Origin of the sequence: Paraflavitalea sp. CAU 1676 (assembly GCF_029223285.1) — a bacterium.
Taxonomy (GTDB): Bacteria; Bacteroidota; Bacteroidia; order Chitinophagales; family Chitinophagaceae; genus Paraflavitalea.
Window position 1 is genome coordinate 900,755 of the sequence record NZ_JARHUJ010000003.1, and the last position, 16,928, is coordinate 917,682.

At 49.5% G+C, this 16,928-nt stretch carries 31 protein-coding genes and 2 tRNA genes; 2 read left to right on the top strand and 31 right to left on the bottom strand.

Features of this window, described 5'->3' with window-relative positions; all coding sequences use genetic code 11:
* The 31 genes from P2H89_RS12715 to P2H89_RS12865 form a co-directional block, all read right to left on the bottom strand.
* On the bottom strand, positions 1–612 hold the full coding sequence (locus P2H89_RS12715; RefSeq protein WP_275827272.1) for a hypothetical protein: 612 nt from the start codon (positions 610–612) through the stop codon (positions 1–3).
* Between the two features lie 39 nt (positions 613–651).
* Positions 652–963, bottom strand: coding sequence for a hypothetical protein (locus P2H89_RS12720; protein WP_275827274.1), 312 nt, complete (start codon positions 961–963; stop codon positions 652–654).
* A 3-nt stretch (positions 964–966) separates the two neighbouring features.
* Entirely contained in the window at positions 967–1,191 is a 225-nt protein-coding gene (locus P2H89_RS12725) for a hypothetical protein (protein WP_275827276.1), read from the bottom strand.
* Between the two features lie 2 nt (positions 1,192–1,193).
* Positions 1,194–1,535 (bottom strand): hypothetical protein, encoded by a 342-nt coding sequence (locus P2H89_RS12730; protein WP_275827278.1) that lies wholly within the window; start codon positions 1,533–1,535, stop codon positions 1,194–1,196.
* The gene (locus tag P2H89_RS12735; RefSeq protein ID WP_275827280.1) at positions 1,532–2,116 is read right to left on the bottom strand and encodes a hypothetical protein; all 585 of its coding nucleotides are present in this window, start codon (positions 2,114–2,116) and stop codon (positions 1,532–1,534) included. The genes P2H89_RS12730 and P2H89_RS12735 overlap by 4 nt, the downstream gene beginning before the upstream one ends.
* Positions 2,113–2,580, bottom strand: coding sequence for a YopX family protein (locus P2H89_RS12740; RefSeq protein ID WP_275827282.1), 468 nt, complete (start codon positions 2,578–2,580; stop codon positions 2,113–2,115). The genes P2H89_RS12735 and P2H89_RS12740 overlap by 4 nt, the downstream gene beginning before the upstream one ends.
* Positions 2,577–2,993, bottom strand: coding sequence for a hypothetical protein (locus P2H89_RS12745; protein WP_275827284.1), 417 nt, complete (start codon positions 2,991–2,993; stop codon positions 2,577–2,579). The genes P2H89_RS12740 and P2H89_RS12745 overlap by 4 nt, the downstream gene beginning before the upstream one ends.
* Positions 2,990–3,253 (bottom strand): hypothetical protein, encoded by a 264-nt coding sequence (locus P2H89_RS12750; RefSeq protein ID WP_275827286.1) that lies wholly within the window; start codon positions 3,251–3,253, stop codon positions 2,990–2,992. Before P2H89_RS12750 ends, P2H89_RS12745 begins: the two co-directional genes overlap by 4 nt.
* 2 nt (positions 3,254–3,255) lie before the next feature.
* Positions 3,256–3,585 (bottom strand): hypothetical protein, encoded by a 330-nt coding sequence (locus P2H89_RS12755; RefSeq protein ID WP_275827288.1) that lies wholly within the window; start codon positions 3,583–3,585, stop codon positions 3,256–3,258.
* Positions 3,585–3,788: a hypothetical protein gene (locus P2H89_RS12760; RefSeq protein ID WP_275827290.1), complete on the bottom strand. Its 204-nt coding sequence runs from the start codon at positions 3,786–3,788 to the stop codon at positions 3,585–3,587. Before P2H89_RS12760 ends, P2H89_RS12755 begins: the two co-directional genes overlap by 1 nt.
* Before the next feature lie 20 nt (positions 3,789–3,808).
* On the bottom strand, positions 3,809–4,255 hold the full coding sequence (locus P2H89_RS12765) for a hypothetical protein (RefSeq protein ID WP_275827292.1): 447 nt from the start codon (positions 4,253–4,255) through the stop codon (positions 3,809–3,811).
* 14 nt (positions 4,256–4,269) lie between these two features.
* Complete coding sequence (locus P2H89_RS12770) at positions 4,270–4,494, bottom strand: helix-turn-helix transcriptional regulator (protein WP_275827294.1); 225 nt, start codon at positions 4,492–4,494, stop codon at positions 4,270–4,272.
* An 8-nt stretch (positions 4,495–4,502) separates the two neighbouring features.
* Positions 4,503–5,759: a DUF4373 domain-containing protein gene (locus P2H89_RS12775; RefSeq protein WP_275827296.1), complete on the bottom strand. Its 1,257-nt coding sequence runs from the start codon at positions 5,757–5,759 to the stop codon at positions 4,503–4,505.
* The gene (locus P2H89_RS12780; protein ID WP_275827298.1) at positions 5,732–6,127 is read right to left on the bottom strand and encodes a hypothetical protein; all 396 of its coding nucleotides are present in this window, start codon (positions 6,125–6,127) and stop codon (positions 5,732–5,734) included. The genes P2H89_RS12775 and P2H89_RS12780 overlap by 28 nt, the downstream gene beginning before the upstream one ends.
* Positions 6,128–6,129: 2 nt before the next feature.
* Entirely contained in the window at positions 6,130–6,471 is a 342-nt protein-coding gene (locus P2H89_RS12785; RefSeq protein WP_275827300.1) for a hypothetical protein, read from the bottom strand.
* Positions 6,471–7,226 carry a PRTRC system ThiF family protein gene (locus tag P2H89_RS12790; protein ID WP_275827302.1) on the bottom strand — a complete coding sequence of 252 codons (756 nt, stop codon included), beginning with the start codon at positions 7,224–7,226 and terminating at the stop codon, positions 6,471–6,473. The genes P2H89_RS12785 and P2H89_RS12790 overlap by 1 nt, the downstream gene beginning before the upstream one ends.
* The gene (locus P2H89_RS12795; RefSeq protein WP_275827304.1) at positions 7,223–7,951 is read right to left on the bottom strand and encodes a hypothetical protein; all 729 of its coding nucleotides are present in this window, start codon (positions 7,949–7,951) and stop codon (positions 7,223–7,225) included. Before P2H89_RS12795 ends, P2H89_RS12790 begins: the two co-directional genes overlap by 4 nt.
* Positions 7,948–9,066: a hypothetical protein gene (locus P2H89_RS12800; protein WP_275827307.1), complete on the bottom strand. Its 1,119-nt coding sequence runs from the start codon at positions 9,064–9,066 to the stop codon at positions 7,948–7,950. The genes P2H89_RS12795 and P2H89_RS12800 overlap by 4 nt, the downstream gene beginning before the upstream one ends.
* A gap of 19 nt (positions 9,067–9,085) precedes the next feature.
* Positions 9,086–9,307: a PRTRC system protein C gene (locus P2H89_RS12805; RefSeq protein WP_275827309.1), complete on the bottom strand. Its 222-nt coding sequence runs from the start codon at positions 9,305–9,307 to the stop codon at positions 9,086–9,088.
* Positions 9,308–9,327: 20 nt separating this feature from the next.
* Positions 9,328–9,834 carry a hypothetical protein gene (locus P2H89_RS12810; protein ID WP_275827310.1) on the bottom strand — a complete coding sequence of 169 codons (507 nt, stop codon included), beginning with the start codon at positions 9,832–9,834 and terminating at the stop codon, positions 9,328–9,330.
* A 13-nt stretch (positions 9,835–9,847) separates the two neighbouring features.
* A complete protein-coding gene (locus P2H89_RS12815) occupies positions 9,848–10,921 on the bottom strand; it encodes a DNA polymerase III subunit beta (protein WP_275827387.1) in 1,074 nt (357 codons plus the stop codon).
* A complete protein-coding gene (locus P2H89_RS12820) occupies positions 10,806–11,252 on the bottom strand; it encodes a hypothetical protein (RefSeq protein WP_275827312.1) in 447 nt (148 codons plus the stop codon). Before P2H89_RS12820 ends, P2H89_RS12815 begins: the two co-directional genes overlap by 116 nt.
* A gap of 3 nt (positions 11,253–11,255) precedes the next feature.
* A complete protein-coding gene (locus P2H89_RS12825) occupies positions 11,256–11,666 on the bottom strand; it encodes an HNH endonuclease signature motif containing protein (protein ID WP_275827314.1) in 411 nt (136 codons plus the stop codon).
* A gap of 272 nt (positions 11,667–11,938) precedes the next feature.
* On the bottom strand, positions 11,939–12,331 hold the full coding sequence (locus P2H89_RS12830) for a hypothetical protein (RefSeq protein ID WP_275827316.1): 393 nt from the start codon (positions 12,329–12,331) through the stop codon (positions 11,939–11,941).
* 19 nt (positions 12,332–12,350) lie between these two features.
* Positions 12,351–12,560: a hypothetical protein gene (locus tag P2H89_RS12835; RefSeq protein ID WP_275827318.1), complete on the bottom strand. Its 210-nt coding sequence runs from the start codon at positions 12,558–12,560 to the stop codon at positions 12,351–12,353.
* A gap of 114 nt (positions 12,561–12,674) precedes the next feature.
* Positions 12,675–12,746 (bottom strand) — tRNA-Ile (locus P2H89_RS12840).
* Between the two features lie 786 nt (positions 12,747–13,532).
* A tRNA-Met gene (locus P2H89_RS12845) sits at positions 13,533–13,604 on the bottom strand.
* 324 nt (positions 13,605–13,928) lie between these two features.
* The gene (locus P2H89_RS12850; protein ID WP_275827320.1) at positions 13,929–14,210 is read right to left on the bottom strand and encodes a hypothetical protein; all 282 of its coding nucleotides are present in this window, start codon (positions 14,208–14,210) and stop codon (positions 13,929–13,931) included.
* Positions 14,211–14,328: 118 nt separating this feature from the next.
* Positions 14,329–14,616 carry a hypothetical protein gene (locus P2H89_RS12855; protein WP_275827322.1) on the bottom strand — a complete coding sequence of 96 codons (288 nt, stop codon included), beginning with the start codon at positions 14,614–14,616 and terminating at the stop codon, positions 14,329–14,331.
* Complete coding sequence (locus P2H89_RS12860; protein WP_275827324.1) at positions 14,606–14,845, bottom strand: hypothetical protein; 240 nt, start codon at positions 14,843–14,845, stop codon at positions 14,606–14,608. The genes P2H89_RS12855 and P2H89_RS12860 overlap by 11 nt, the downstream gene beginning before the upstream one ends.
* 174 nt (positions 14,846–15,019) lie before the next feature.
* The gene (locus P2H89_RS12865; protein ID WP_275827326.1) at positions 15,020–15,223 is read right to left on the bottom strand and encodes a hypothetical protein; all 204 of its coding nucleotides are present in this window, start codon (positions 15,221–15,223) and stop codon (positions 15,020–15,022) included.
* A 115-nt stretch (positions 15,224–15,338) separates the two neighbouring features.
* Here P2H89_RS12865 and P2H89_RS12870 point away from each other — a divergent pair, with 115 nt between their 5' ends.
* Together P2H89_RS12870 and P2H89_RS12875 are read left to right on the top strand one after the other, a co-directional pair.
* Positions 15,339–15,896: a hypothetical protein gene (locus P2H89_RS12870; protein ID WP_275827329.1), complete on the top strand. Its 558-nt coding sequence runs from the start codon at positions 15,339–15,341 to the stop codon at positions 15,894–15,896.
* Positions 15,897–16,170: 274 nt separating this feature from the next.
* Positions 16,171–16,851, top strand: coding sequence for a GDSL-type esterase/lipase family protein (locus P2H89_RS12875; RefSeq protein WP_275827331.1), 681 nt, complete (start codon positions 16,171–16,173; stop codon positions 16,849–16,851).
* Positions 16,852–16,928 lie beyond the last annotated feature (77 nt).

Here is a 16,928-nt window from a genome sequence, read left to right on the forward strand (position 1 = left end):
TTAGTTAATCGGTCGCTTTGGCTCCCACCTGATTAGTAGCTCGACCTTACCGTCGTACCGGTACCGGTCGGCGTCGATCTCGCGCACCGTTTTGATCTCGATGTCGACGTTCTCCTCCAGCAGGATCGTAAACCAGCCCTCCCCTAGTTTCTCGATGTGGTGCGACCTGGTGCGCAGGCCTGCCTCATTTAAAGCCTTAAGAAGGGGTACAGCTGCTTTATTGGCCACGAACTCGCCATCGCCGAAATTGACGATTTCATAGTCCTCTGTGAGCTCGTGGTGGTGGTTGCAGTACTTATACTGATCGGAAGGGGCTGGCTCCGACTTCACTGGGATAGTAGACGATTGCGGGTTACCTGAAATGCCCACAGTTATCGAATCGGGGTTGTACACTGCTACCACCTTAGGGCCTGCATCGAAATCATGGCGATAATACCACTTGTTGGTCCCGCGGTCGTTCGTGATCAGGACCTGTTCGTCGCGGCCCTCGTCCTTAAAATCGATCACTGAGTAGGGTTTACCAACTGTAAGGGACGGCGCTGGGCCCGATCGCTGCTTTCTCCGGTATACCACAAAAACAGTCTCTTTTCCATCTGTATTTACTGTATCCATAGTGGTTATATTAGTCGCTGAATTGACTGGTTTGTTACGTTAATTATCCTCCGGATCGATGGCCTCATACCGGTCGAAGTACTCCTCGTTACTCTCGTAGGGGTCGGTGTCTTCGTCCCAGTTGTCTGCCTGTTCGATCTCATCCCAGCAGTCGTCGCAGTAGCCAGGATGCACAAAGTCGAAATTGGCCGTGCCTGAGCAATACAGCCCACAGGAGAGGCAAAAGCTGCCATCTTCCTTCAGGCAATCTGGGCAAAGTGTCGTCGTCGAGTCATCGAAGTACGTGCAGGTCATCAGACCTTCACTGCGTTTGCCGCAGTTGTCGCAGGTACCTGGTTTATTGAGGCACATTGCTTACCGATTTAGTCGTTGTTCAGCCTCGGGCTTGTGTTTCCTGATCAGCTTGAATAGCGGTTCAAAATGCTCTGGCAGGATGCTTATACAACCATTCTCGCCCTGGTCGAGGCATATGGATCCATTGTAGTATTCGACACGAATGGGCCGTTCGCAGCGCTGATCTCCACCGAAAGGGTCGCCCTGCTCATAGGTGAAATTTGGGACAGTTAAAAGCTGTTTCATTGTTATACATTTTGGGTTGATATTTTGGACATATTTTCGGGCGGATTATTGGGCTGCTTTTCCTGAAAGATGTGAACGGTGACCGGACCGTCACGCATGTTGCCGGTTATTGCTCCGTGTACCGTCAATTCGTCGGCGCGGGTGAAATTCTTCCACTTTTGGGGCAGATCATAGTTGCCATATTCCCCCTTAACCACAGGCGTCGGATCCATGGCGCTGGTAGATCCGTAATCGTATCCATTTTGCTTCAACCAAGCCTGCGCGGCGTACATGCTTTTAAATGTGCCAGGAACAAGAAACTCTTTCGAAATGGCCACGATGCGGCCCTTTATTTTGTTGCTCATGCAGATACCTCCTCATCCAGCTCGGCTGGTTTACCGGCATATTCAATTTGATCATTCCAACAAATTATTTGGCCGTGAAACTCCATTTCCTTGGCTTTTGGATGGATGGCGAACCAGGCTATGAAGTCTTCGATCAATAGGCCGTCGTTGGAGGCGACGGGAGCAATAACCTTATTGTCGGTATGAAAGGGGCCAATATTCCACCCCGCAACAAATAGATGACCTTCCAAAATCACAAACTCCCAAACCTTCTTCACATCCACCTGCGCGAACTCTATCTGCTTACTTGCATAAGGCCTTCCGGACCATACACGAAGGCTGACCTGGTCACCTACCTTGAATCGGGTACCTGTTCGGATAGTATGGCCTTTGCTCAATTCTGATTTGTACTCCCTGAATGTATCTTCATAATACATAGGATGAGAATCAGGGACTAATTGCCGCATTATTTCACAAATCTTGCTTCTTTGATATAACCTTTGGGCGTATAGGTTTAACAACACTTTCTCTACGAATTCAGTCGGTTGGCCTGCTTTCGGATGTCCAGTCGGGTATTGCCGGGAAAATGTGAGTACTTTCATTGTTTTATTAATTCAGGTTGATCGTAAATGTTACCGAGTACACGGAGCGAGTCGTAGTAATCGCCGTCCTTGCGGTCAACGCTTGAGCCGTGGATGTTCCACATTTGGTTATTCTGCCATGCGGGATATAGATAAAATCGAGGCGTACTCTCTCCGCTCCATTTGATAACGAAGGTTGCCCTGCTACCCTGGCTGAAGGCTTCCACAACATCACCCTCGAATAGCTTCACCTCCAGATCGACCTTGTGCTGGGTTGTTCCAATGAAGCCCTTCACACCGATATACTGACCGACAGTTTTCGGATCGATCTCGTAGGCCCGGCATTCCAACTTATGGTCACTCGTGCCAGGTGTCCAGCTCGTAGCCAGGTCGATGTAATTAAGGATGTAGTCGCCGTCGATCAGCGAGCCCATCACCCATTCGCCGTTGTCCTTGCGCTTTGCGCGATAGATATGTTGCCTCATGCTTCCAACCTTTTATTGACCTCTTCGGCCGTAATCACCTTCTTTTCCAGCAGGTAAATGAGCATCGTTGCCCGGACCTGTGCTTCGGTCTGACCTGAGAAATATTTCTTAGCGACTACCGGCTTTTCGTGGGCCCATGTCGTGTGGATGCCCGCCAACCAAGTGATGTCTGTACAATACTTCGTTGAATCGACAAAACACTCCTCGTCTTTGTACTGGAACTTGCCGGGTAGCATTGCGCCAAGTTCTGCGACGGTGAAAGAACTTGCTGGATCAACGGGGTCCCAGTTATTGTAATCGTCGGGTTTGAGCTCACCGGTTTTTGACCAAAGGAAATAACCACATTGCATTACCCCCAGTTCCTTCAGGCGCTTTGCCTGCTCCAGGGTACAGACTTGGTTTTCTATTTTCATGCTTCTGACTTGTATTTTAAATCGTTACGGTATCTGAAATAAATTCGTTGACCTTTGTAGTTGCCATCTACCCAAATTGGCTCATTGCGGCGCTCTACGAGATCCCACTCGTACAGGTGAGAGAATAAGGCGTACATGTCGCCGGTCGGCATAAACCACTCTCCTTCCGGCTGGGTTGACAATTGTTCATGGTAGTGATCGGCGTCAAGTCCGGGGCGATCCTCTTCCATCTTCTTTAATACGGCTTTTAGCTTGCTCATCGTTAGAACAGTTTTCTTTGAATGTCTTTGTTGTAGCCGGCGCCCTGGCAAGCCATACCAACATGGTTATGGGAAAAGGTTAGGATCGGATTTACGTTGCAGGGTAGACCGACCAGTGTGCACCAGTCGCGGTCTTTATGCTTGCAGCCGACGCAGGCGCCAAGGTTGTCCTTTGCCCACCAGTCAACTCCTTCTTGCTCCCCGTCCTTGATCAAAAGATCTTTCCACACCTCCCAGCGCTTGCGCCGTTCCTCTACCGGTATTTCGCTCCCATCTCTTCCAAATAGTTGAAACCACCGTATTTGCTTTGTCACTGTTATCACCTGGCTCATTACTTCTTCTTTGGTGATTGCTTATCGTTGGGAACGTATTTGCTGACCGTGTCCTCCCATGAGGGGTTACTGTACTTCGCTGGTGGTCGCTTGAAGGAGGTTTTCTGCCGGCCTTCGTAAGGGCGCTTCCCGTTACTCCCACGGTTATTGTAGTTTGGCCGCCACCCTTCGGCGCGCGATCGTGAGTTTAGACTTGTACTCATTTTGCGTTCAGTTTTGATTTTTAGAAATTGAATACCAGCATGGCGGCGTCGCGGCCGTGCTCATCGGCGCTACCCTTCCAGTTCGTCATCTTCCGGAATAGGCCTGCGGTAAGCTTCGTCTTGTTGTTCTTCGGTGCTACCGGTTCGAAGGGAATATTGTTGTCTTCCAGGAAAGCCTCCCAGATCGTGGCGTCACGCTTTACACTACCCACACCCTGCAGTACTTCCCGATCGGCATTCCCGAACCAGGTGCGCAGGCGGGCATCTTCAAACCTGATCATCACCTCGTTCTCGTGAACCTCGTGCAGCATCTTCACACAGTCCATTGCCCGGTGTATCGGCATCGTCTCGACGGTGACCAATTTCTTTTCTTTCCGGTTCCATAGGGCTATGCCTGTATGGGTACCTGTATCGATGCCTATGATCCAGGTGTACTTGCTTTTCGAAGGGATTGTCTTTCGCTTCATCGTTTAGGGTTTGATCAGTGACGAATGTCTTCAGTGAGTAGCCGGTAGATGTCGGTAAAGCCCAACAGGTTGACCAGCGGTACGAGGATCGTCATCTTCGGGTAGTTCGTTCCCGCTTCCCAGTGCCTTAAACGATCCTCCTGGATGCCCAGCTCTTCGGCCAGTTCCTTCTGACTCTTGCCCTGCTTTGTTCGCAGGTGAACCAGGTTATTAGCGAAAAAAAGTCGGTTTGCTTTCATGGTTTGAATTATCGGGTTGGTACTGTTTGAAGTTTATTGGTTTTCATGATCCCGAAGGCCTCCCATACGGCCAGGCATTTCAGCGCAGGTATGTCGGCTTTTCGCTCGTCAGTGTTTTTGCCTTCGGTGTAGGCCTGCAGCAGGCGCAGCTCGTTGCCTTGGTTGCTTCCGTTCAATTGGCGCTTTCGTTTCTCGACCATGCTCTCGTAGTATCCCTTGTCCATGATCCCGCGGCCGACCAGCTGCTCGTAGTGATCCGCTGTTACTACTTTCAGCTGCAGGCCTCCCTCCAGGTACCGGTCGTACAGGTACTGGATGTCCGTCTGTTCGGCCTTCTTGGATTCTTTCGCGCGCGCCGTCTGGTTTTGGATCACTTTGTCGAACTGCGTTTCGAGATTCTTCAGCAGGAAATGTTCTTTCAGCCACGGATCCGCATATGCACCATCGAGGAAGTAGCGCAGGCGCTGCGGCGCCGTGGTTTCGCTCCACTCCTTCCCTGCTTTCTCTGCACGCTTTTTCAGCATGCCAATGAGGCGCTTGAAGATCTTCGGGTCATCCCGTACGAAGCTGGGCTCCACACCAAACTTTTCTTTCCCGAAGTCAAACCACACCTTCACGAGCTGATCCCAATACGGCTCGGTCTCCTCGGCTTTGTCTTTTGCCCCTTTCCTACCCTCCTTTCCTGCACGCGACGGCTTTGCCGGCGCACCTCCGGTAGGACTCTGTTCTAATCTCATCTCCTCTACTCTACTCTCTTCTTCTCTACTCTGTGTATTCTTCGGCTGATTTTCGGAATTGTTCGGCTGATCTATTCCTTTCTTCGGCTGAACTATCACTAAATTCAGCGGAACATCATCTGAGAATGATAACAGCAGGTAATTTTCGTGTATGGAGACCCTCGTACCGGCCGACCTGCGTTCAGCTGTCGCCTTGACGAATGTGTCCTGCATCATATCACTGGTAAGTACTCCGAACATCTCATATACGACCTGGTTGAACAGATCACGCCTGAGGCACCCGTCAATAACTTCCTTTACCTTGGTTACCTTCTTCTTACAGAATTCCGATGCAAACAATTCCAGCTCTTCCTTATCGTTACAATCAAAATAGTATCCCCACTTCTCGTACGCATAGTCCAGCAAACAACTCCAGATGTAATACCCATCACTATCAAACTCGTTATATAGCAGCCTGACCTTCTTGTTACGTATGTGGCCGCTGTTCATCCTGTAAAAGCTTATCCCTTGTTTAGCGGTCCGTCCCATAGGTTGATTTGTTCGTGTCTGCGTTTTAACTCCTCAATTGAATAGCCCAGCTGGTTAAGCAGGATCTTCACTGCGTGGTCAACCTGGTGCTCGGCAACCTTGGCCTTCGGTAGCTTACCCCGCTGGCCAGCCCAGTACTCCTTCTGCAGGGTGCGCATGGTATCTACCAGGTAGATTAAGCGCTCCATGTGCTTTCGGGTCATCTCCTGGTTGTACAGCATCTGCTTCCATACCCAGCTGCCGACCTGCGTGGCTTTCTTCTGCGTCAGCGCAGGATCGCCGTTAAAGGCACTCAGCTGCTCATGAATCGCCAAAACCAGTTGCTCCCAGGTGATTGCTACTTGCTCCTTTTTTGCCTGCCCAGACATGGTTAAAGTTTGATACAGAACTTTTTTCTCAGGGCCTCGATGTCAGCACCCGGCTTGTCGTATACGATCGTTTTATGATTGAGCCGATACGAAACCATCCCGGTAAGATCAACCTTGCGGGTCTCATACTTCTTGGTGCTGGCCCTACCAAATGTTAACTGGCGCGGCGCCGAGGCCACCTTAACCTCCTTCTTTGGAGAGTTGATCTTTACCTTCCTCGGCCCCTCTTTTCCTCGAGGTTCAGAGTATACCGCCTTCATCATTTTTGCTACGACATCGGGCGGAAGTTTATTCTTCGCAGGCCTGGCATTCTTGCCAGTGGCCATTGCAGCTACTTTAGACATCACTTTATTTTTATCGGGTTTACAATCATGGTGGCCAGGTTGAGGTAGCAGCCGTGAACTGTTATCATACCTTCCCGAAACAGCTTCCAAAGAAGGTTGGCGCCCAGCTGGGCAAGTGTGCTGTTGATGAACAGATCCTGTCTGTTGATAGACTGCGCTACGGAGCAGCTGGGGCCCTCATCTTCCTTTTTCACTTTCTTGAGCTCAGGGAATTGCTTAATGACCGTTGGCAGGATCCGTGCAGTCTTGTGTTCACTTTTTGGCTGCTTACAATATGACAGGGTACCCAAAACAGCCTGGCCGGTAGTTTGCCCATTGCCCATATCCAACCAGTAGTATTGAACATTCATGGGTTCGGCGAGCTTTGGGAACTTCATGTTACCCGCGATCGTAACCCTCCCGGCGGCTGTGTCGATACAGGTGATCAATATGTTGGCCGGTGCGTCGGTGTACTGTTCAGGTCTGGCCTCCCAGTTTGTTCCGAAAAACCGATTGACCCTGGTCACAAGGACAGTTGCTTTATTCAGGCCCAAATCCGCCGGCGAGAACAGCTGGCGACCAATGTTTGCCATGGTCACTTCATCAGCGTCCCACGCGTACACGTGTAACCCAGGGTGGCTAAGCGCGATCAGCGTCTCGTTCATTCGCGCCAGACAGGTGAGCACCTGCGAACCGGTACCGCCAAGGCCAACGAGATTGACGGTGATCTTATGCTGCGGGTTAAGCAGGTACGGTGCTGTATAATGTACTTTCATAACAGGTTTGCGAGTTTGAGGTGCTTCTTTCCTGCCATGTAGGGCAGCAGCTCCTGATTATCGAATGCGTTATTCGTACCGATGAGGCCCTTCCAGATCAGGTTGAGGTTCGTACGTGTCGGGTTTTGCGCATGAGCGAGGTGCGTGAATTCACTCTTCCAGAACATCGCTTCCCAGTACTCCATTTCAGCCTGATAGGTGCGCGTAGTGGGTTTCTTCACTTTAGCCGAACCGAGGCACACATCGCCATCACTACTTACATTGTGGTACGGTGCGTTGTACAATTCTGTGGTCAGAGCTGGGCGTTCATCGGATGTCAGCGCGTACACGTAAAGACCTTTTCGTTTCACCTGGTAGAGCATGGCTGGCACCATGGCCTCACCTGACGGAATATGCAGCCCATCCACGAAAAACAAGTGTCGTTTCTCTGCAGGCCTGAACCAGGTCATATCGTAGTACCCACCCGGCCGGACATCGAAATGGATCATATTGGCAGGGATGATGCCCCCGATCTGTACGCGGTTCTGCCTTTCATCGAAAAACACGTCGACAAGGCCCTGAATGGTCTCCTGCTTTAAAGGTTTGCCCTCCAAGAGCTGACCTTTATCGTTGAAAGCATGACTTTCGAGGTATGCGTCGTGCCATTCGTCCATTCCATTGGTGTACACCACAATTGCGAGTGACGGCCGGTAAGTCTTCATCAGTGTTTCCGTCAATTGATTCATTTCTTAAAGGTTTCAGTGAGCTCCCAAGCGCGGGAAAAGAATTGCGATAACTCGTCTGGCCACGTGGCCTTTTTCCTCAAGGCATCAAAGTCGTAATCCTTTGTATTGGTGAAAATGTTCAGGGCTGCTACCGGATCCTGTGTGCCTTCCTGGGCCATGCCGTCAAGCATATACTCGCAATGAGCCGTAACCTTGTCGTTTAGGTCCCAGGCAACGTTTAGTTGTAGGTCCAAATCCAGGTAGGGATGATCCACTTCGCCGGCGGGGATGTAGGTAAATTCGTGGACGCTGTGTCCTCGAGTAAGCAGCTGGGCTCCCTGGTATATGAGGTTGGCTATCGGATTTCCAGCCTTATATCGTCGCGCCCTCTTTAATAGTTCCGCGGGCTTCATCACTGGTGCGCGCTTGATCCGCTGCAGGTAATCGTGAATGTATCCCTTCTCGTACAGGTGAATGCATTCTAATGCCTCAGCCCGCCCCTTTTCATCATCTTCGGCCAAATAATCATCCATCGATTCAGCTGCATAACCAAGTTCGCCGCTGTCCCACAATCCAACCCCCGCAGACTGTGAAAACGTCCTGATGAAAGACAGGTACAGGTCGTGCAAAGGCTTGTTGCACTTTGCCAGCTTCAGCAGAACCGGGCCCACTTCGAGGCAATGCCACATCCGTTGAAAATCGCAGAACTGATAAACCACGATGAAAAAGACTCCCTTTGAATGCTCGATGTTGAACTCGAAATCTGCCGGTATCAAAGCTCGCAGGCCTCGTAATGCCATGGTAAGCGCGGTAGCAGGGGAAAGGCCCGCCGCCAATGGATCAAGGGAAAGCTTTTCCTTTTTGATTTTGGCCAACATGTTCCTGTAAATCGTCCAGATCTCGTCGCACATATCGTTGACCTCGTCCTCTTCAACGGTCGCGTTCGACTGGTTACAGAAAACATAGATGCCGGACTTAGTCTCAAGCTTTACGCTATGAATGGAATCTGCGATGGTGGCGGCAGCCGTCGCTCCTTCTGCTCCTCGTTGGCATACAACCTTCGATCCCGGCTTTCGGCCTGTAACAGCCTTCCGATATTTGTGTGCAGCTCTTTTGTGTTCCATTTTCGCCGGCATGACTTCTTAAGATCTTTTTTCATCCTTTGGTTCCTACTGTGGTTTTGAACGTGTATACAGCCTTATTGCCGTCGGGCACCGGGCCGGAGATCGTGGAGGTGGTCAGTTCCGGATAGCTGCCAGAATGGAACTGCAAAACCTCTTCGATCGTCATATCGGGGTTGGGATCAGGCAGGATGATTTCCTTGCCATCCTTCTTCATCTTGAAAGCCCTTTTGAGGCTGGTCACTTGTAAAGCCATTGTATTTGGAATTTTAAAGTTTACGCTTCGGTTTGCTCATCATCGCCAGTCTCTTCGGCCGCGTCTTCAGCCAGGTTTGCGGCCTCGAGTTCTGCGTCGACTTCCTGGTCTGTTTTATCGTCGTCAGCCGGCTGGTCGAACATTGATACCTCGCGCGGGGCCGCAGGCTTTGGCTTTGCTGGCTTTTCCTTCTTCTCTGGCTTTTGGGCTGCCTGCTTGGCCTTGCCTTTATCCTTGCCCTTTTTGGCAGCTGCAGGGCTTTCCTTTTTAGCCGGCTGCTCCTTCTTTTCCGAAGATTCAGTGGGTAGATCCTGAACGGACAGACCTGCCTGCGGTTCAGGCTTTTTTGTGATCGCCTGCAGGAAACCGTCTGCAAGCTCTTCAGGAGTACCGGTGAGGATCTTCGGAGTGAGGCCGGTGCGTGCACCTGGGCGCACGTCGATCGTAAGCTTGTCATCCTTCCGGACGATCCGGAGGGTCAGGTCGGCATCATCGCCGAGGTTGTGTATTTGGTGAAAGAAACTCATAGTTGATGTGGTTTTAATCGATGAGTAAAGGCATTATCAGTCCGAGGTAATTCGAATCCTCCTGAGAGCTCAATAGAACCGCTCTGCGGGGCGAATCGATGTGCAGGGCTACACGATCATACTCCACCTGAGAAAGTAGCGTAATGAGCCTCTTTGGGTTTAAGGAGAAGAGTTTAGTGTCGCCAGAGTACACCCCTGCCACAACACTTTCGACTTCGCGCTCGAGGTCCATGTCGTTCGCCGTGATCTTCATGCGATCAGGATTCGGGTGCAGCAGGCAACTCTTTGAATTGCCCAGCAGGACCTTTTCCAGCGAGGTGATCAACTCGTTACGGTTGACCTCCAAATTGGCCTCGTGGTTGGGAATAGCTACCCTGTAATCTGGAAACTTGCTTTCCTGTCTGGTGATGATCACGGTCAGGTTCTCGGCCTTGAAAGCTGCGTGCTTCTTTTGCCAGTACAGTTCCGTGTCGCCGGCGCCATCCAAGGCTGCAGCCAGTTTTTGTGAAACCAAAACCTGGTCTTTAGGGATCGCAGGATCACAAACCACTTCGTAACGGTAAAGGATTTGCGCGTCGGTGGCCACGATCGTGATCTTGCCATCTTCGATATCGAGGCAGGAGTAAGTCATTGAAGGGCGCAGGTCGTCGTGACTGCAGGCCTGCATCGATGCAATCACCCGCTTCATGGTTTCCGGGCTGAGCTTGACGCTGTTCTTTTTAGGGATGTTCGGGAGCTTCGGGAAATCGGCAACCGGTTCCAGGCTCTTCAAGTCGTACACATCCTCGCCTGCTACTATCCGCGCACGCTTCTCCGCGGGATGCTCGATCGTGATCGGCATATGACCAGTGAGAGCGACAACCTTCTTCAGGAAGTCGAATGGTAATAGGATTTCAAAGGGCCCTTCTTCGGATTCGCAGGGACATTTGTAGATGATAGTGAGCTCCAGGTCGGTGGTGACCAGCTCGACCTCATTTCCACTCACCCGGCACAGCAAGTTGGAAGTTGCAGGGATGACAGGCTTTGCCGGTACCGCCTGACCCAGTTTCTTCAGCGCAGGTTTTAAGTGCTCCTGGCTGATGATCATTTTTTTCATGCTTAAGCTTTTTGTAACGTTTGTAAATCCAGGTGTTGCCATGTTGTTGGCGGATGATCGAGAGGTTCAGCGTGATTCGGCCTTTCCGGTCTTCTTTGAACAGGTAGCGCAGATCCTTTACTTGGGTGGTCTCCTGCTGCTGCTCGCCGAACAGCTCGGCCTGCGCCCTTAATGGCTGGAAAAATCTGATTGGGTAGTAAGCGACGACTTCGGCTCGGTCGTTGTAGACCTTGAAGACCTCGTCCCCTTCCAGGTTCTTGCTGTACCGCATGTAGCGGCCGGTAAGCAGGTGATCGAAGCAAGCGCGTACATACTGGTTCATGGCCTAAACAACTGCTTCCTCCGGAGCGTAGGTGGTGCGATCCTTCTTTGTCACCTGCAGGCGGCTGATCGATAGGCAAAGTGCCTTGGCCTCCACCGGGTGTGTCTCGATCCAGTGGTGACACTCAGGGCAGACAGCCAGGAAATTGTCCACGTCGGTCAGGTCGTCACCGATCCGGCCGGCCATATGGTGAATATGCTCAGCCTTGCCGGAACATCCACATACGTTAGCCTGGCAGTCAGGATTAGCCTGCAGGAACCTCTTGCGCAGACCTGTGTATTGGCGTTCCTGCTTTGCCCGTTTCTTCGAAGCGCGACGGATTGGGGTACGTACCGGCATTTCCTTCTTTGCCCGGCGGCATTCACCTTGGCAGGTAGCGTGATTACAATTCCGGCTTGCGAGTACTGTTGCCATGATCAAAACAGTGTTTGTATAGATGAAGATTTTACAGTCTTTCCGTGAGATCGAGGTTTTACTGTGGCCAGCTGGGGTGCAGTGTTCGTTGAGTCAATTTCGGTGAGCGCTTCGGTCAGCTTCTCGGTCGGTACGGAAAACCGTATTCCGTCTTTCCCTTCTACGATCTGAACGTTGCCGCGATCGCTGATCCGTGTTACCGGATCGCCCGCTGCGCCGTACTGCCGGCCGCCGAAATTGCTGTATATGTTACACTGCAGGTAAGGCATGACTTAGTAGGGGTAATCAGGTCCTTCGTATCCGGTTTCATCATCGTCGTCTTCGGCTGCCGGCGTTGCGATCGGTGCACATGAAGAAGTAAGAAGAGCCTTTTTAAGGGGTTCGTTCTTATCGAGCATTGCTCGCACGTCCCAAATCTGGACCGGCGTGGCCGTAAAGCTTTCAGCCAGTTCCTTCGCGGTCTTTTCATCGACAGGTGTCACGCTATAGATTGCAGACGTACCATAGAAGCGAGAAAAAGCAGGTTGCTTGCTAGTTTCGGGGATATCCACGCGAAGCATTGCGCCGCCGAAAACTGTTTGCTCTGAGCACAGGCCTGCGAGCTTTACGTGGCCCATGAGTTCGACCAGTGCCCAGGACTCAAAAGCGGTAGTTTCTTTATTCATTGGTTATTGATTAAGAAGGTTATTCCGGGATGTAGGTCTTTGTGGTGTTGATCACATCAGCGCTATCCTTACTCTTGCCATCGCGAATGAAAAAGCCGTCACGAATCAACTCTTTATAGTCAGCCTCTTGCATCACTATTTGCACGCACCGACCACCGGTATACATGTTGCACCTGGCAAAACCGTCTTTGATGTTTTTCACATCGATCTGAACATAGTTGTCTGGCATGTATGCTCCCATTTTGCAAGCTTTTAATTGTTTTTATGGCAAGGGAAAAAGAGCCCGGCCGTGAGGCAGAGAGCTGCCGCCGGGGAGATTGCTTGCCATATGAAAAAAGTAATGTGGAGAAAGAGGGATTCGAACCGACGACCTTCACCGTATCAGGGTGCTGCTCTACCTCTGAGCTACTTCTCCAGAACCGGCGTATCACACGCTTCATTGCCGGTACACAAAACCATTGAGCTACTTCTATCTTCTACCCATCATCCCCAGCAAGGCGCCCAACGGGCTGCACATCATGCTAGTCCATTGCTCCGTCTTAACTCCAGCCATGTACATCAAATAAAAGGCTTCATTCATGCTTTTCGCCAACCTCGCGAGCGATACTGGTATTGAAGTGTTATCCGCCTCTTTATTCTCAGTGAATTGTTTTAGACAATCACTCATAAGCGGCCTCAACTCCTCAGCCCGTTCGGTGGTTAGGCCAAAAACTTCAGGAATATTTGTTCCTTCCGGATTCAGCTCTAAACTGAATTGGGGGGGGGATATTTACCTCTTTTTCCATCTGAATTTCTGTTGTCATGTATGATTGATTTAATGATGACAGTCAAAAGAACCGGCCCCATATTTCACTACATCCTTTTGCCGGTTCTGCGTTGAACAACTCGAAAAAACCAAGAGCTATTTCATAACCTTATGTTTTCGTCACACTCTCCAGTCTTTCCTCTGGGCCGGGAGGTTATGTTTGCCGGCTCCCTGGTGAGTGATCAATACCTCCGAAAGATTAATCAAGGGAGCCACGCGCAGGTGGCGAGCCTGCTCGCTTTGTCGTCAACAGGACTCCTTTGATCAGGTGGTTGCGGCGGGAATCGAACCCGTTTATTTACCTCATCGGCTTATCGCATCCAACGCGCTCCGCTACCAATTACCTGTGCCCCAGGTGCACCCAAAACACAGGCGTTCATCTGTAAATAAAGAGTGTTGCGAGGGAGGGACTTGAACCCCCGACCTCTGGGTTATGAGCCCAGCGAGCTACCTCTGCTCTACCTCGCGGTGTGCCGACATCCGCTCTTTAAAAGATGCCGGCCAATTCGAGAAATGTTCCCACTTTGTCAAGGTGGATGATGATGTAAAGAACTGTCCCGGTGATGACTGCCCACCGTCAGGCAAAGAGTTTTAAAAATGGGGCGGCAACCCTATAACCGCCCCTACAGTGACCCCATTAAACCACGGCGCCCATGCGCCTATTTCTTCAGTGCCTTAACCGATCGCGAACTCACTCGTCGTCTCTTTGCAGTGGCCACTCCTCGGGAGCGATCACTATCGAAGCCACGATCATAAGCGCGATGTATTCGAGAAAAAGGCGCAAATACTTTTTCATAGATTCACTCTTTTATAGTTCAGGGCGCTATTGAGGCGGCCGAATAATCCGTTCAGTGTAGTGCCGTCAATCTTGTTTACATAGTAGTCGTAGAAGTCGTCAACGGAATCTTCAGCCTTGCCCAGCTCCTTGTGATTCTGGCACTTCCCAATGCGTTCCAGCAAGTCGTCGTAAGCGTCTTCACACTCCTCCATGATAGTTGTCTTTCCCTTCGAAAAAGCCTTCCACAGTGAGACTATGCCCAAGATCAAAAAGAGGAAGATGATGATGTAGTACATTGGTTGCCTTGTTTAAGGGTTATGCGTAACAGGTTAAGGGTAAGTGCGAGTACGATTGCTGAGAAACAGAACAGAATTATCATACGGTTAGGATTTACGAGGGCTGCGTGACCAATTTTTATAAGTTCATGGCTGTTAGCCGTCGGTCCTGCCGCTTGAGATCGAATTCTTCCCAGAACGACTTCGCGTTGTTCTCGGCGGCAGCTTCAGCCAGGCGCATGAGCTCTGCAGTATTGTTCAACTCCTTCAGTAAGGCCGGCTCGATCTCGACCTTATCCAGGTGCACGGAGATCTTCTTGTTACCGAACGTGCGGAACGTGTGGTACCTGACCAGGATCGACTGTACATGCTTAAACTTGAATGTGTACAGCGAAGCGTCTACCGGCATGATGAACTTACTTTCCATTGGCTTTTGCTTTATTTTGGCTTCTCAATAATCTCGCTTTCCGCTTGCCGAGCACCTCCGCCTTAAACTTCAAATCATCGAGGCCCTGTTGGACGGCTGGTGTAGAAACACCGGCCAAAATCTTCGTTCGTTGATTGCGGCAAAAAGTTGCGATCTCCTCCGCCTTCTCTCTTGTCTTCTCGGCGTAGGCCTCTAATTCGATTAAGTCGTTTATAGACAGGTTAAGCATTTTACTTGCGGTTTGGGTCCATTATCCTGGCACAGGCGGCCAGAGCTTGATCAGCGGTCATATTAAAAAGTTTTAAGCTCTCTGTAACATTTATCAAACCTCACCGACTGATTGCATAATTCGATTTTCGGTGCTTTCTTTGCGTATATCAGTAACCTACTCTCAGTCCATAGTTCAAAATCCCAAAGCCAGTTTGATCTTGGCAATAGTCTCAGGAGAACCAGAGCCGGTAAGCATGACCCTTTCTAACACATTACGGTCAATGCCGATCGAAGTCGCGCAGGCTACCGACGTGCCGAACCTTGCCCGGTAAGTTTGTAAGGCCTTAAATTCCTGTTCAGCCAGCGCCTCGCTCTTTTTCTTTGTTACTGTTTCCATGTATCTTTGATTGCTTTGCATAGCAAATATAGTATTGCTTTTTGCAATAATCACAATAAAAGTATTGCTTTTTGCAACATTTAGATAACATTCAATAAACAAGCCATTCTGTTAAATGGAATTGAAAGAACAGATCGAAGTGCTTTTAGTAAATCTCAAAAAAGAGGGTTGGGAGCGTTCTGCAATTGAGAAGGAGCTTAACTACTCAGAGAATTATATAGACCAGGTTTTAGCCAAAGGTGGCAATTTAAGATTCTTGGGTGCCCTCGAAAAGTTCTCGAAAGATGTATTGCAAAAAGCAACACCACAACATAGGGAGAACTCCTCACTAAATCCCTCAGAAACAATACTGGAGGGCCCGACAAACGCGACCCTCCAGGACTACATAGACATTTTACAGCAAAATGATAAGTTTTTCAAGGATACTTTCGCATCTTTTGCGTCGAACTTGTCTAACCTAACAGCTAATTTAACTGCACTTGTGACAATGGTTTCGGCAGGTCACCGAATTGAATCGGCGTATCACGATGTGATGCTTCAATCCCTCGCTCGGCTTGAGAAGAGACCTGAAAATTCCCTGATCGAAGTCGCGCACAATAACGATGCTGTAGAGCAAGATCGAGAACTAGATAGGGGCATGAAGAAAGATAAGAGCAAGTTAAACAAGGCGTAGCCAGACCGTTACCGTTTAGCATGGTACAATGGTTTTGAGGTATGAGAATAGGATTAAGGGATACTGGATCTTAGTGGTTGACGCCTTATAATAGTTCGAGTAGTGCCAATAAATTTAGTAATTACCTTTCGAATAAATGCTGTGATCGGTTGCTTTTAATAAAATTTTTAATAGGAAACACCTAGACCATACCAACTTCAGGGTATTGGACGTTTCACACAAAAAAACCACATTCGTAAACTATTGTAGACTTGCTTTCCAAACACCCCTCTCAATGAAAAGACTTACTTACTTATCATTGGCCCTAAACGCAGCTTTTATTTTGTTCTTTGCTGGCAAACGTATTTATTATTCGAGCACTGGCCAGCCTAAAGAAAGCAATCAATCATTCGCTTCTAAATGGAATTCTGGCCGAGTGGACGCATTTAAGTCGTCGAAAATTGATACCACTGATATCGTTTTTGTTGGCACCAGCATTACTGAAGGATTTTTAGTTTCCGAGGTATTTGGACCTAAAGTGAAAAATAGAGGAATTACCCTAAATACTAGCGCGCATCTCGTTGATCGAATTGATTTTATTGCAACTTCAAGGCCTAAGAAAATCGTCATTGAATGTGGAATAAATGATATTCAGGGGGATATTTCAACGGATTCCATAATTGCCAATTATTCAAAGATCATTACCAGGATCAAAGCTCAATCTCCTGGAACTCAGATTGTCGTAAATTCTGTCTTTCCCACCTGCGGGGATTATTTTATGTTAGAATCGAGGGTTGTTGAGCTTAATAAAGCCTTAGCCGAATTGGTTACCAAGGAAAGTGTTCAATTTGTCGATGTACACAGCGCACTATTAAAGGGGCAATATTTAGACAGCACCTTCACCTACGACGGGCTGCATTTGAATGGAGCTGGTTATTTGGTTTGGGAGCATGAAATCAGTCGGTTTATCAATTAACATACTGGCATCCTATATTCGCTTGATATGCTCTGCGCCGGTTTAAAGAATGCTATTTTTTATGAAACAGATTGCTG

What these genes read in the sequence shown, in the direction of transcription:
- P2H89_RS12795 (WP_275827304.1), bottom strand. Translation starts at nt 7,951, where the DNA reads ATGAATCAATTGACGGAAACACTGATGAAGACTTACCGGCCGTCACTC.
- P2H89_RS12825 (WP_275827314.1), bottom strand. Translation starts at nt 11,666, where the DNA reads ATGGCAACAGTACTCGCAAGCCGGAATTGTAATCACGCTACCTGCCAA.
- P2H89_RS12835 (WP_275827318.1), bottom strand. Translation starts at nt 12,560, where the DNA reads ATGCCAGACAACTATGTTCAGATCGATGTGAAAAACATCAAAGACGGT.
- P2H89_RS12750 (WP_275827286.1), bottom strand. Translation starts at nt 3,253, where the DNA reads ATGAGCAAGCTAAAAGCCGTATTAAAGAAGATGGAAGAGGATCGCCCC.
- P2H89_RS12870 (WP_275827329.1), top strand. Translation starts at nt 15,339, where the DNA reads ATGGAATTGAAAGAACAGATCGAAGTGCTTTTAGTAAATCTCAAAAAA.
- P2H89_RS12800 (WP_275827307.1), bottom strand. Translation starts at nt 9,066, where the DNA reads ATGCCGGCGAAAATGGAACACAAAAGAGCTGCACACAAATATCGGAAG.
- P2H89_RS12820 (WP_275827312.1), bottom strand. Translation starts at nt 11,252, where the DNA reads ATGAACCAGTATGTACGCGCTTGCTTCGATCACCTGCTTACCGGCCGC.
- P2H89_RS12725 (WP_275827276.1), bottom strand. Translation starts at nt 1,191, where the DNA reads ATGAAACAGCTTTTAACTGTCCCAAATTTCACCTATGAGCAGGGCGAC.
- P2H89_RS12790 (WP_275827302.1), bottom strand. Translation starts at nt 7,226, where the DNA reads ATGAAAGTACATTATACAGCACCGTACCTGCTTAACCCGCAGCATAAG.
- P2H89_RS12780 (WP_275827298.1), bottom strand. Translation starts at nt 6,127, where the DNA reads ATGTCTGGGCAGGCAAAAAAGGAGCAAGTAGCAATCACCTGGGAGCAA.
- P2H89_RS12755 (WP_275827288.1), bottom strand. Translation starts at nt 3,585, where the DNA reads ATGAGCCAGGTGATAACAGTGACAAAGCAAATACGGTGGTTTCAACTA.
- P2H89_RS12735 (WP_275827280.1), bottom strand. Translation starts at nt 2,116, where the DNA reads ATGAAAGTACTCACATTTTCCCGGCAATACCCGACTGGACATCCGAAA.
- P2H89_RS12765 (WP_275827292.1), bottom strand. Translation starts at nt 4,255, where the DNA reads ATGAAGCGAAAGACAATCCCTTCGAAAAGCAAGTACACCTGGATCATA.
- P2H89_RS12745 (WP_275827284.1), bottom strand. Translation starts at nt 2,993, where the DNA reads ATGAAAATAGAAAACCAAGTCTGTACCCTGGAGCAGGCAAAGCGCCTG.
- P2H89_RS12770 (WP_275827294.1), bottom strand. Translation starts at nt 4,494, where the DNA reads ATGAAAGCAAACCGACTTTTTTTCGCTAATAACCTGGTTCACCTGCGA.
- P2H89_RS12740 (WP_275827282.1), bottom strand. Translation starts at nt 2,580, where the DNA reads ATGAGGCAACATATCTATCGCGCAAAGCGCAAGGACAACGGCGAATGG.
- P2H89_RS12730 (WP_275827278.1), bottom strand. Translation starts at nt 1,535, where the DNA reads ATGAGCAACAAAATAAAGGGCCGCATCGTGGCCATTTCGAAAGAGTTT.
- P2H89_RS12815 (WP_275827387.1), bottom strand. Translation starts at nt 10,921, where the DNA reads ATGATCATCAGCCAGGAGCACTTAAAACCTGCGCTGAAGAAACTGGGT.
- P2H89_RS12850 (WP_275827320.1), bottom strand. Translation starts at nt 14,210, where the DNA reads ATGTACTACATCATCATCTTCCTCTTTTTGATCTTGGGCATAGTCTCA.
- P2H89_RS12875 (WP_275827331.1), top strand. Translation starts at nt 16,171, where the DNA reads ATGAAAAGACTTACTTACTTATCATTGGCCCTAAACGCAGCTTTTATT.
- P2H89_RS12720 (WP_275827274.1), bottom strand. Translation starts at nt 963, where the DNA reads ATGTGCCTCAATAAACCAGGTACCTGCGACAACTGCGGCAAACGCAGT.
- P2H89_RS12830 (WP_275827316.1), bottom strand. Translation starts at nt 12,331, where the DNA reads ATGAATAAAGAAACTACCGCTTTTGAGTCCTGGGCACTGGTCGAACTC.
- P2H89_RS12760 (WP_275827290.1), bottom strand. Translation starts at nt 3,788, where the DNA reads ATGAGTACAAGTCTAAACTCACGATCGCGCGCCGAAGGGTGGCGGCCA.
- P2H89_RS12865 (WP_275827326.1), bottom strand. Translation starts at nt 15,223, where the DNA reads ATGGAAACAGTAACAAAGAAAAAGAGCGAGGCGCTGGCTGAACAGGAA.
- P2H89_RS12855 (WP_275827322.1), bottom strand. Translation starts at nt 14,616, where the DNA reads ATGGAAAGTAAGTTCATCATGCCGGTAGACGCTTCGCTGTACACATTC.
- P2H89_RS12805 (WP_275827309.1), bottom strand. Translation starts at nt 9,307, where the DNA reads ATGGCTTTACAAGTGACCAGCCTCAAAAGGGCTTTCAAGATGAAGAAG.
- P2H89_RS12775 (WP_275827296.1), bottom strand. Translation starts at nt 5,759, where the DNA reads ATGGGACGGACCGCTAAACAAGGGATAAGCTTTTACAGGATGAACAGC.
- P2H89_RS12860 (WP_275827324.1), bottom strand. Translation starts at nt 14,845, where the DNA reads ATGCTTAACCTGTCTATAAACGACTTAATCGAATTAGAGGCCTACGCC.
- P2H89_RS12785 (WP_275827300.1), bottom strand. Translation starts at nt 6,471, where the DNA reads ATGTCTAAAGTAGCTGCAATGGCCACTGGCAAGAATGCCAGGCCTGCG.
- P2H89_RS12810 (WP_275827310.1), bottom strand. Translation starts at nt 9,834, where the DNA reads ATGAGTTTCTTTCACCAAATACACAACCTCGGCGATGATGCCGACCTG.
- P2H89_RS12715 (WP_275827272.1), bottom strand. Translation starts at nt 612, where the DNA reads ATGGATACAGTAAATACAGATGGAAAAGAGACTGTTTTTGTGGTATAC.